Below are 12,116 nucleotides of genomic sequence, written 5' to 3' on the forward strand. Positions count from 1 at the left end.
CGCGCTACTCGGCCGAGGACTGCTCGCCCTCGTCCGTTCCGACGGCCGTCTCGCCCTGGGCCGATTCGTCGGTCTCGGCACCGTCCACCAGCTCGGCGGTCCCGTCGACTTCCTCGGCCTCACGGCCGGCCTCGGCATTACGAGCGATGCCGACGACGGCATCGCGCTTGCCCAGGTTGATCAGTTGGACGCCCATGGTGTCACGGCCCGTCTCCCTGACCTCGTTGACTCGCGTACGAATCACACCGCCGGACAGCGTGATGGCGAGGATCTCGTCGGTCTCCTCGACCACCAGCGCGCCGACCAGCGAGCCGCGGTCCTCCACGATCTTGGCGGCCTTGATGCCGAGGCCACCGCGACCCTGGACGCGGTACTCGTCGACGTTGGTCCGCTTTGCGTACCCACCGTCGGTGGCGGTGAACACGAACGTACCCGGCCTGACGACATTCATCGAGAGCAGTTCGTCGCCCTCGCGGAAACTCATGCCCTTCACACCGGACGTGGCGCGGCCCATCGGGCGCAGTGCGTCGTCCGTCGCGGTGAACCGGATGGACTGCGCCTTCTTGCTGATGAGCAGCAGATCGTCCTCGGCGGAGACCAGCTCGGCGCCGATCAGCTCATCGTCCGAACCGTCCGCCGCCTCGCGGAGGTTGATCGCGATGACGCCGCCGGAACGGGGCGAGTCGTAGTCCTTCAGGGACGTCTTCTTCACCAGGCCCGCCTTGGTGGCGAGCACCAGGTAGGGCGCGGCGTCGTAGTCACGGATCGCGAGGATCTCGGCGATCGCCTCGTCCGGCTGGAAGGCCAGCAGGTTCGCCACGTGCTGCCCGCGCGCGTCACGGCCGGCGTCCGGAAGCTCGTACGCCTTCGCGCGGTAGACGCGGCCCTTGTTGGTGAAGAAGAGCAGCCAGTGGTGGGTCGTGGACACGAAGAAGTGGTCGACGATGTCGTCTTCCTTGAGCTTCGTGCCGCGCACGCCCTTGCCGCCGCGCTTCTGGGAGCGGTAGTCGTCCGTCTTGGTCCGCTTGACGTAACCGCCGCGCGAGATCGTGACGACGATGTCCTCTTCGGCGATGAGGTCCTCGATGGACATGTCGCCCTCGAAGGGGACCAGCTTGGAGCGCCGGTCGTCGCCGAACTTGTCGACGATCGCCTGCAGCTCCTCGCTGATGATCTGGCGCTGCCGCTCGGGCGAGGCCAGGATCGCGTTGTACTCGTTGATCTTCGCCTGAAGTTCGTCGTGCTCGGCGACGATCTTCTGGCGCTCCAGGGCGGCGAGCCGGCGCAGCTGCATCTCGAGGATGGCGTTGGCCTGGATCTCGTCGATCTGGAGGAGGCCCATGAGGCCCTCTCGCGCGATCTCCACGGTGTCGCTGCGCCGGATGAGGGCGATGACCTCGTCGATGGCGTCCAGGGCCTTCAGGAGGCCGCGCAGGATGTGGGCGCGCTCCTCGGCCTTGCGCAGCCGGAACTTCGTCCGGCGGACGATGACCTCGATCTGGTGCGTCACCCAGTGGCGGATGAACGCGTCCAGGGAGAGGGTGCGCGGCACGCCGTCGACGAGCGCCAGCATGTTGGCGCCGAAGTTCGTCTGCAGGTCGGTGTGCTTGTACAGGTTGTTCAGGACGACCTTGGCGACCGCGTCGCGCTTGAGGACGATGACGAGGCGCTGGCCCGTACGGGACGAGGTCTCGTCGCGGACGTCCGCGATGCCGCCGATCTTGCCGTCCTTGACGAGGTCGGCGATCTTCTGCGCGAGGTTGTCCGGGTTGACCTGGTAGGGCAGCTCCGTGACCACCAGGCACTGGCGGTTCTGGATCTCCTCGACCTCGACGACCGCGCGCATCGTGATGGAGCCGCGACCGGTGCGGTACGCCTCCTCGATGCCCTTGCGGCCCACTACAAGGGCGCCCGTCGGGAAGTCGGGGCCCTTGATGCGCTCGACGAGAGCGTCCAGGAGCTCCTCGTGCGAGGCCTCCGGGTTCTCCAGGTACCACTGGGCGCCGGCCGCGACCTCGCGCAGGTTGTGCGGCGGGATGTTGGTGGCCATGCCGACCGCGATACCGGCCGAGCCGTTGATCAGCAGGTTCGGGAAGCGGGACGGCAGGACGGTCGGCTCCTGGGAGCGGCCGTCGTAGTTGTCCGTGAAGTCGACGGTGTCCTCGTCGATGTCCCGGACCATCTCCATGGACAGCGGCGCCATCTTGCACTCGGTGTAGCGCATGGCGGCCGCCGGGTCGTTGCCCGGGGAGCCGAAGTTTCCGTTGGAGTCCACCAGCGGCATGCGCATCGACCACGGCTGGGCGAGGCGCACCAGGGCGTCGTAGATCGAGGAGTCGCCGTGCGGGTGGTAGTTACCCATGACGTCACCGACGACGCGGGCGCACTTGTAGAAGCCCTTCTCGGGCCGGTAGCCGCCGTCGTACATGGCGTACAGGACGCGGCGGTGGACGGGCTTGAGGCCGTCCCGTACGTCGGGCAGCGCGCGGGACACGATGACGGACATCGCGTAGTCGAGGTAGGAGCGCTGCATCTCCGTCTCGAGCCCGACGGGCTCGATGCGCATCGCGAGGGCGCTGCCGTCCTCGTTCTCGGAAGGCGGCGTGGGGGTGTTCTCGTCGGCCATTGCTGGTGAAGATCCTTTCTGCGGCGGTCAGCTGAGACCGACTCAGATGTCGAGGAAGCGGACGTCCTTGGCGTTGCGCTGGATGAACGAACGGCGAGCCTCGACGTCCTCACCCATGAGGACCGAGAACAGGTCGTCGGCCTGGGCGGCGTCGTCGAGCGTGACCTGGCCGAGGACGCGGTGCTCCTGGTCCATGGTCGTGATGCGCAGCTCCTCGGCGTTCATCTCGCCGAGACCCTTGAAGCGCTGGACCGAGTCGTCCCTGATGCGCTTGCCGGCCTGGCGGCCCAGCTCGATGAGGGCGTCGCGCTCGCGGTCCGAGTACGCGTACTCGAAGTCGTCCCGGCCCCACTTGATCTTGTAGAGCGGGGGCCGCGACAGGAAGACGTGGCCCGCCTCGACCAGCGGCCGCATGAAGCGGAACAGGAACGTCAGCAGCAGGGTGTTGATGTGCTGGCCGTCGACGTCGGCGTCCGCCATCAAGATGATCTTGTGATAGCGGAGCTTCTCGATGTCGAAGTCCTCGTGGACTCCGGTGCCGAAGGCCGAGATCAGCGCCTGGATCTCCTGGTTCTGAAGGATCTTGTCGATCCGCGCCTTCTCGACGTTGAGGATCTTGCCTCGGATCGGGAGGATCGCCTGGTACTGCGGGTTCCGGCCGGACTTGGCCGAGCCGCCGGCGGAGTCACCCTCGACGATGAAGATCTCGCACTTGGTGGGGTCGTTCGACTGGCAGTCGGAGAGCTTGCCCGGCAGGGAGGCGGACTCCAGCAGGCCCTTGCGGCGCGTCAGGTCGCGCGCCTTGCGTGCCGCCACGCGCGCGGTGGCCGCCTGGATGGACTTGCGGATGATGTCCGACGCCTCGACCGGGTTCCGGTCGAGCCAGTCCGTGAGGTGCTCGTGGACGACCTTCTGCACGAAGGTCTTCGCCTCCGTGTTGCCCAGCTTGGTCTTGGTCTGGCCCTCGAACTGCGGCTCGCCCAGCTTCACCGAGATGATCGCGGTCAGACCCTCGCGGATGTCGTCACCCGTGAGGTTGTCGTCCTTCTCGCGCAGCAGCTTCTTGTCGCGCGCGTACCGGTTGATGAGACCGGTCAGCGCGGCACGGAAGCCCTCCTCGTGGGTGCCGCCCTCGTGCGTGTGGATCGTGTTGGCGAAGGAGTAGACGCCCTCGCTGTAACTACTGTTCCACTGCATGGCGACCTCGACGGACAGGAGACGCTCCTTGTCCTCGGCCTCCAGGTCGATCACCGAGTCGTGGACGACCTCGCCCTTGCGGGAGTTGAGGTACTTCACGAAGTCGACGATGCCGCCCTCGTAGTGGTACGTCACCGTGCGCGGCTCGAAAGCGGTGTCGTCGCCCGCCTCGGAGGCGTCCGCACCGGCGGTCGCCTTGGCCGACTCGCGCTCGTCCGTGAGCTTGATCGTCAGGCCCTTGTTGAGGAAGGCCATCTCCTGGAAGCGCCGCGACAGCGTCTCGAAGGAGTAGTCGGTCGTCTCGAAGATGTCGCCGTCGGACCAGAAGGTGACCGAGGTGCCGGTCTCCTCGGTGGCCTCGTGCTTCGCCAGCGGCGCGGTCGGCACGCCCGCCTTGTAGTCCTGCGTCCAGCGGAAACCGTCGGTCTTGATCTCGACGGAGACCTTGGTGGACAGCGCGTTCACCACGGAGACGCCGACGCCGTGCAGACCGCCGGAGACGGCGTAACCGCCGCCGCCGAACTTGCCGCCCGCGTGCAGGACGGTCAGCACGACCTCGACGGCCGGCTTGCCCTCGGACGGGATGATGCCGACGGGGATGCCGCGGCCGTTGTCGATGACGCGGACGCCGCCGTCGGGCAGGATCGTCACGTCGATCGTGTCAGCGTGGCCGGCCAGCGCCTCGTCGACGGAGTTGTCCACAACCTCCTGCACCATGTGGTGCAGACCACGCTCACCGGTCGAGCCGATGTACATGCCGGGTCGCTTGCGGACCGCGTCCAGCCCTTCGAGGACGGTGATCGCGCTGGCGTCGTAGGAGGCCTCTGTGGCCCCTACGTGCGCCTCGGCGTCGGTGGACGGGATGTTCTCGTTGGGGTTGCCGGAATCGGCCACGAAGCGCCCTTTCTGGCACAGCACAAGCCTGACTCCCGGCTGGTGGCCGGAGCGGCTGCGGCGTGTTGGTTCGGTAGGCCCTAGTCAGCTTTGCTCGGTGCGTCCCACAAGTGGGGCGGGATTGCTCTCCAGTGTACCGGTAGCGCCGACAGTGATGGGGGTTTGCCGGTACCTGAGTCCGCACGTGCCGCCCTCAACCGGTCTCGGCCGACTCCCCCCATTCGGAAAGGGGCTCCAAGAGGCTCACAGCGGCACTCAGCGCTTCGAGGTGTCAACCAGCAGCTACCGTGACCGCGCTCTCACCCGAAGGTGGAGTCGTGACCGGTGCTTCCGGGGGCGCGCAGGGGGCCGTAGCGGCGGGGGCCACCACCGGGATTCTTGATGTCGATGCGGCGCACGGTGCCGTGCCCGAGGTCCTCGTTCAGGCGCCTGACCAGCTGCGGAGCCAGCATCCGGACCTGCGTCGCCCAGGCCGTCGAGTCGCACTGCACCACCAGGACGCGCTCGTCCTCGTCGTACTTCTGAGGCACGCAATGTTTGGCGAGATCCTCACCCACGATCTGCGGCCAGCGGCCCATCACCCCGCCGACGGCGGCCGGCGCCTCCCAGCCGCGCTCGGTGATCAGCCGGTTGATGGCGGCGCCGAGCCCCATCGGGTCGCGGCCGTCGGCACGCGCACCGGAGCGCAGTCCGCCGCCGCGCCGCGCCTGCTTCTTCTGCTGCGCCGAGGCACCACGCGCGCGTGCCGCTTCTTTTGCCGCACGCAGCGCCACGCGCGCGAGGTCGACGCCGGACGGCTCGGGTCCGCCCTCGGGCTGCGGCTTCGGCTGGTCGCCGCTCACAGCCGCTCCACGGTGCCTTCGGAGACCGCGTACCGGGTGCCGGTCAGCACGCCGGGGACGTCGTCGTCGACCGCGGCCGTCACCAGGACCTGCTCACCGGGCGCGACGAGTTCCGCCAGGCGCTCGCGGCGGCGGGCGTCCAGCTCGGCGAAGACGTCGTCGAGGACGAGCACCGGCTCGTTCCCCTCGGCGCGCAGCAGGTCGTACGAGGCCAGGCGCAGCGCCAGCGCGTACGACCAGGACTCGCCGTGGCTCGCGTACCCCTTGGCGGGGAGCTGGCCCAGCTTGAGCAGCAGTTCGTCCCGGTGGGGTCCTACGAGCGTGACGCCCCGCTCGATCTCCTGCTTGCGGGCGCCTTCCAGAGCCGCGAGCAGTTGCTCGTACAGCTCCTCGCGCGCGTGGCCGACGATGTCGGGCGAGGACGGCTTGTACTCCAGGGCGACCGGTCCGCCGCCGGGGGCCAGCTGCTCGTACGCCTTGTCGGCCAGCGGCTGGAGTGTCGCGATGAGGTCGAGCCGCTGGGCGAGCAGTTCCGCGCCCGCGCGCGCGAGGTGCTGGTCCCACACATCGAGCGTGGACAGGTCCATGGTGCGGCCGCCGTGGCGGCGGGCGAGGGCCGCGGACTTCAGGAGCGTGTTGCGCTGCTTGAGGACGCGGTCGTAGTCGGAGCGCACCCCGGCCATGCGCGGCGAGCGGGCGGTGATCAGCTCGTCGAGGAAGCGGCGGCGCTCTCCGGGATCGCCCTTGATGAGCGCGAGGTCCTCGGGGGCGAACAGCACCGTGCGGACGATGCCCAGCACGTCACGCGGCCTGACCTGCGAGGACCTGTTGATACGGGCGCGGTTGGCCTTGCCGGGGTTCAGCTCCAGCTCGATCAGCTGCTGGCGCTCGCCCTGGCGCACCTGGGCCCTGATGACGGCGCGCTCGGCGCCCATGCGCACCAGGGGCGCGTCGGAGGAGACGCGGTGACTGCCCAGGGAGGCCAGATAGCCGACGGCCTCGACGAGGTTCGTCTTGCCCTGGCCGTTGGGGCCCACGAACGCGGTGACGCCCGGGTCGAGGGCGACCTCGGCCCGGGCGTACGAGCGGAAGTCGGCCAGTGACAGATGCGTGACGTGCATGGTCGTGGGCCGACCTCCCCCAACGTTCCGAACGTTCTGAACAGCGGTTGTCTACAGCTGTGGATTACTTCTTCTCGACGGCGTGACCGCCGAACTGGTTGCGCAGCGCGGCGATCATCTTCATCTGCGGCGAGTCGTCCTGGCGGGACGCGAAGCGCGCGAAGAGCGACGCGGTGATCGCGGGCAGCGGCACCGCGTTGTCGATCGCGGCCTCCACCGTCCAGCGGCCCTCGCCGGAGTCCTGCGCGAAGCCGCGCAGCTGCTCCAGGTGCTCGTCCTCGTCGAGGGCGTTGACGGCGAGGTCGAGCAGCCAGGAACGGATGACCGTGCCCTCCTGCCAGGAGCGGAAGACCTCACGGACGTCAGTCACCGAGTCCACGGCCTCCAGGAGCTCCCAGCCCTCGGCGTAGGCCTGCATCATGGCGTACTCGATGCCGTTGTGGACCATCTTCGCGAAGTGGCCCGCGCCGACCTTGCCCGCGTGGACCGAACCGAAGTCGCCCTCCGGCTTCAGCGCGTCGAAGATCGGCTGCACCTTGGCGACGTCCTCGGCCGCGCCGCCGTACATCAGCGCGTACCCGTTCTCCAGGCCCCAGACGCCGCCGGAGACGCCGCAGTCGACGAAGCCGATGTTCTTGATGCCGAGCTCGACCGCGTGCTTCTCGTCGTCCGTCCAGCGCGAATTGCCGCCGTCGACGACGACGTCGCCCGGCTCGAGCAGGTCGGCCAGCTCGTCGACGGTGGACTGGGTCGCGGCGCCGGCGGGGACCATCACCCACACCACGCGCGGGCCCTTGAGGCTGCCCACAAGCTCTTCGAGGCTGTGGACGTCCGCGAGGTCCGGATTGCGGTCGTAGCCGATGACGGTGTGGCCTGCGCGGCGGATGCGCTCGCGCATGTTGCCGCCCATCTTGCCGAGGCCGACGAGACCGAGCTCCATCAGTGGTTCCTTACGTTGCGACGGGGCGTGAGGTGGTGGGTGGAGCGGTACGGGCACGCACGCCTGCGTGCCGTCTCGTACCCGCGTCCGAGCCTAAACCCGGACGCTCCCGCCCACCTGTGGGCAAAGCCGCTCCGGTGAACCCGGGAGCGGCCCGCCCCGCGGTGGCCTCAGCCCGACAGCCGCACCGGCATGATCAGGTACTTGTACGCGTCGTCCGCCTCGGCGTCCACGGCCGGCTTGCCGGAGAGCAGCGCGGGCTTGGTGGACGTCGTGAACGACAGCTGGGCGACCGGGGAGTCGATCGCGCTCAGGCCGTCCAGCAGGAACGTCGGGTTGAAGGCGATGGAGATGTCGTCGCCGTCCAGCTGGGCGTCGACCCTTTCCACAGCCTGTGCGTCGTCGCTGGAGCCGGCCTCCAGGATGAGCACGCCCTGCTCGAAGCTGAGCCGCACCGGGGTGTTGCGCTCGGCGACCAGGGCCACACGCTTGACGGCCTCCACGAAGGGGGCGGTCTCGATCACGGCCACGGAGTTGAACTCCGTCGGGAACAGCGTGCGGTACTTCGGGAGGTCGCCCTCCAGGAGGCGGGTGGTCGTGCGACGGCCCGCGCCCTCGAAGCCGATGAGGCCCTCGCCCGCGCCCGAGCCGGACAGCGCCAGGGTGACCGTGTCGCCGCTCGTGAGGGCCTTGGCGGTGTCCAGGAGCGTCTTGGCGGGCACCAGGGCGACCGCGGACGCCTCGTCGTCCTCCGGCTTCCACTGGAACTCGCGCACGGCGAAGCGGTAGCGGTCGGTGGACGCCAGGGTCACCGTGCCGCCCTCGATCTCGATGCGCACACCGGTGAGGACGGGCAGCGTGTCGTCGCGGCCGGCGGCGATGGCCACCTGCTGCGCGGCGGAGGCGAAGACGTCGCCCGGGACGGTGCCCGTGGCGGTCGGCATCTGCGGCAGCGCCGGGTACTCCTCCACAGGAAGCGTGTGGAGTGTGAATCGCGAGGAGCCGCAGACCACGGTCGCCCGTACACCGTCTGTGGAGATCTCCACCGGGCGGTTGGGCAGGGCGCGGCAGATGTCGGCGAGGAGGCGGCCGGAGACGAGCACCGTGCCCTCCTCGTCGATCTCCGCGTCCACGGAGACGCGTGCCGAGACCTCGTAGTCGAAGCTCGACAGGCTGAGCGCGCCCTCCTCGGCCTTCAGCAGAAGGCCCGCGAGGACGGGCGCAGGCGGTCGTGCCGGAAGGCTGCGCGCCGCCCAGGCCACCGCCTCCGCGAGTACGTCGCGTTCCACCCGGATCTTCACTTAAGCCGCCTCCTGCTGTTGCTGGCTGCTCTCGCCCTGCATCGGTCTTCGGTCTTCGTCGGCTGACGTCGGTGTCGATCGACCCACAGCTGGGGATGAACACCGGGGACCAGTCTGACGCACCGCACTGACAGCTGGTGCCTTCCTCGGTCAAGTCATGCCGAGGCGCGGTCGAGGTGCCGAGAGCGAGTTGTGCACAGCCCCCGCTTCGATACGGATTCCCAGCTCTCTCTAGTTGTCAGTAGTAGTAGGGGCTGTGGAAACCGTGGAAAACCTCTTCTTCGCAGGTCAGAGGCGGTTTTTTGTCCACTGCGCCTGTGGGCCGCGGCCGTGGAAAACAGGGCACTTCTGTGGACGGGCGAAAGTTCTGCACACCCGATGCACAGGCTGAGGCGACTTCTCCCCAGCGCCGTCCCCAGCTTTGCCCGCGTTCCCCACAGCCCAACCGACCCCCTTGGTGTGACGCCTTTCACTCGCGACGGTGATGAGGCGCGTCGCGTTGCCGAACAGTGGACAGCCGTGTGGAGAAGCTCCGGATCACTGTGCACAACAGCTGGCATCCTGTGGGTCGGCGGTGGACAACGGCATGCACAGCCTGTGGAAGAAAAATCTGTCCACAGGGTGTGGAGATCGTCTGTCCACGAATCCACAGCCCTCTGAGCTGGGCTGATGCCCTGTCATGCGCCTGCGCTGTGGATGCCGTCTGGACAACTTTCCGGTCCCCAGGGTGTGGACCGGAAAAACCCGGCACATCTGTGGAGAACCCCCGTAACTTGCTGCGGAATCGAACACCGGCTCAGCTCGGGGGCCCGCGCCGCGCCCCCGGAGACACCGAAAAGGGCGCCCCGGAGTTGTTCCGGAGCGCCCTTCAGGGACGTACGAGAGCCGTCAGCGGCCCGCTGTCAGCCGTTCTTGATGCGGTTGGTCAGCTCGGTGACCTGGTTGTAGATGGAGCGCCGCTCGGCCATCAGCGCGCGGATCTTGCGGTCGGCGTGCATCACGGTCGTGTGGTCGCGGCCGCCGAACTGCGCGCCGATCTTCGGCAGGGAGAGGTCCGTCAGCTCACGGCACAGGTACATCGCGATCTGCCGGGCCGTCACGAGCACGCGGCTGCGCGAGGATCCGCACAGATCCTCCACCGTGAGCCCGAAGTAGTCCGCGGTCGCCGCCATGATCGCCGACGCCGTGATCTCGGGAGCCGCGTCCTCGCCGCCGGGGATCAGGTCCTTCAGGACGATCTCCGTGAGGCCCAGGTCCACCGGCTGCCGGTTGAGCGAGGCGAACGCCGTGACGCGGATCAACGCCCCTTCCAGCTCACGGATGTTCCGCGAGATGCGGGACGCGATGAACTCCAGGACCTCCGGCGGCGCGTTGAGCTGCTCCTGCACCGCCTTCTTGCGGAGGATCGCGATACGGGTCTCCAGCTCGGGCGGCTGGACGTCCGTGATCAGGCCCCACTCGAAACGGTTCCGCAGCCGGTCCTCCAGGGTCACCAGCTGCTTGGGCGGCCGGTCGCTGGAGAGCACGATCTGCTTGTTCGCGTTGTGGAGGGTGTTGAAGGTGTGGAAGAACTCCTCCTGCGTCGACTCCTTGTCCGCGAGGAACTGGATGTCGTCGACGAGCAGGATGTCCATCTCGCGGTACCGCTTGCGGAAGGAGTCGCCCTTGCCGTCGCGGATCGAGTTGATGAACTCGTTGGTGAACTCCTCGGAGCTCACGTACCGCACGCGCGTGCCCGGATAGAGGCTGCGCGCGTAGTGACCGATGGCGTGCAGCAGGTGCGTCTTGCCGAGACCCGACTCCCCGTAGATGAAGAGCGGGTTGTACGCCTTGGCCGGCGCCTCGGCGACGGCGACCGCGGCCGCGTGCGCGAAGCGGTTCGACGCGCCGATGACGAACGTGTCGAAGAGGTACTTGGGATTCAGGCGCGCGGTCGGCTCACCGGGGCCCGTCGCGGGCGCCGGCTGCGCGGCCAGCGGACCGGGGGCACCCGACGGCACACCGCGGCCGGGCCCGCCGTCGTGCCCGGGGCGGCCGCCCATCGTGGGCTCGCCGCCGTCCCGCCGCCGGCTCTCGCGCGGCGCCGCGTCGTAGCCGCCGCGTTCCTCATAAGGGGAGCGCTCTTCGTAGGAGGGGCGGTCCACCGGCTTCTGCTCGTACGGCGAGCGCTCCGGCTGCTGGTCGTAGCGGCCGCGCTCGGACTCGTAGCCCTGCGGCTCGTAGGGCGGGCGCTCCTGCTGCCGGTAGTCGTGCTGGGGCTGCTGCGGGGGCGTCGCGTACGGGTCGCGCTCGGGGAAGCCGAGCCGCTGCTGCTGCCACCCGTAGTCGTCCTGCTGCGGCCGGGGCCAGGCGCCGGGCTGGGGGCGCTGGTAGTCCGGGTAGGCGGGGCGGGCGGTCGGCAGCTGGTCCTCGCGCTCACGGTCCCGCTCGCGCGGGGAGGGCTGCTGCTGGTCGCGCTGGTCGCCGCGGGTGACGGCCTGGCCGCCCTGGCCGCGGTCGTCCCCGCCCCGGCGCTCGTACGGGTCGTAGCCGCCGTAGGCGTCACGGCCGGTGTAGGAGTCGTGGGTGTCGCGGGTGTCACGGCTCTCGTACGGCTCGTGTCCCTGACCGGGCGCGGAGGACGGCTCGGTGTCCGGGTAGCTCTCGTACTCCTCGTAGCGCTGCTGCTGGACCGGCGGGGCCGGGGGCGCGGGCGGCTCGCCCATGGAGTCGTCGACCGTGATCGCGATCCGGATGGGGCGGCCGCACTCGCGGCTGAGGGTCTCGCTCACGACCGGCGCGAGCCGGCCCTCGAGTACGCCCTTCGCGAATTCGTTGGGCACCGCCAGGAGGGCCGTGTCGGCGACGAGGGCCAAGGGCTGGCAGCGCTTGATCCAGTGTTCGTCCTTCGTCTCGACGCCCTGCCCGCGGCCTTCCCCGAGGAGTTGCTCCAGAACTCGTGGCCACACTGCGGCAAGATCGGCAGGTACGTCAGCCACAGGGCACGCTCTCTCGCTGGTCCCACGAACGTGTGATTCCTGGGACGGATTGGGTGGGGAGGCCGGAGCCGGATCGGGAAGGAAACCGGGTGGGGTGGTGAGAAGGGAACGAATCGGAGTTCAGCCACGGTAGTCAGCGCGACCGCTGCGGTTCAAGTTGTTGTCCCCAGCCTGTGGACAGTGTCTCCCGCGTGACGCTGGTTTGACCGGATGGCGT

General features: G+C 68.9%; 7 protein-coding genes. All 7 read right to left on the reverse strand.

The genetic code is table 11. From position 1 onward, the window contains the following. Window positions 1-4 precede the first annotated feature (4 nt). The 7 genes from gyrA to dnaA all read right to left on the reverse strand — a co-directional run bounded on the left by gyrA (window position 5) and on the right by dnaA (window position 11,899). Window positions 5-2,626, reverse strand: a complete 2,622-nt coding sequence (gyrA, locus tag K377_RS11020) for a DNA gyrase subunit A (RefSeq protein ID WP_111663041.1) — start codon at window positions 2,624-2,626, stop codon at window positions 5-7. Between the two features lie 42 nt (window positions 2,627-2,668). Next, the gene (gene gyrB / locus K377_RS11025; RefSeq protein WP_111663042.1) at window positions 2,669-4,741 is read right to left on the reverse strand and encodes a DNA topoisomerase (ATP-hydrolyzing) subunit B; all 2,073 of its coding nucleotides are present in this window, start codon (window positions 4,739-4,741) and stop codon (window positions 2,669-2,671) included. A gap of 275 nt (window positions 4,742-5,016) precedes the next feature. Beyond that, window positions 5,017-5,559, reverse strand: coding sequence for a DUF721 domain-containing protein (locus tag K377_RS11030; RefSeq protein WP_111663043.1), 543 nt, complete (start codon window positions 5,557-5,559; stop codon window positions 5,017-5,019). After that, window positions 5,556-6,680, reverse strand: coding sequence for a DNA replication/repair protein RecF (recF, locus tag K377_RS11035; protein WP_111663044.1), 1,125 nt, complete (start codon window positions 6,678-6,680; stop codon window positions 5,556-5,558). Before recF ends, K377_RS11030 begins: the two co-directional genes overlap by 4 nt. Window positions 6,681-6,744: 64 nt before the next feature. After that, on the reverse strand, window positions 6,745-7,620 hold the full coding sequence (gnd, locus tag K377_RS11040; protein ID WP_111663045.1) for a phosphogluconate dehydrogenase (NAD(+)-dependent, decarboxylating): 876 nt from the start codon (window positions 7,618-7,620) through the stop codon (window positions 6,745-6,747). Between the two features lie 170 nt (window positions 7,621-7,790). Then, window positions 7,791-8,921: a DNA polymerase III subunit beta gene (gene dnaN, locus K377_RS11045; RefSeq protein ID WP_111663046.1), complete on the reverse strand. Its 1,131-nt coding sequence runs from the start codon at window positions 8,919-8,921 to the stop codon at window positions 7,791-7,793. A gap of 902 nt (window positions 8,922-9,823) precedes the next feature. Then, entirely contained in the window at window positions 9,824-11,899 is a 2,076-nt protein-coding gene (dnaA, locus tag K377_RS11055) for a chromosomal replication initiator protein DnaA (RefSeq protein ID WP_111663047.1), read from the reverse strand. Between the last annotated feature and the right edge of the window lie 217 nt (window positions 11,900-12,116).

The sequence above is a fragment of the Streptomyces sp. PsTaAH-137 genome (genome assembly GCF_003259365.1).
In the GTDB taxonomy this organism is placed as follows: Bacteria; Actinomycetota; Actinomycetes; order Streptomycetales; family Streptomycetaceae; genus Streptomyces.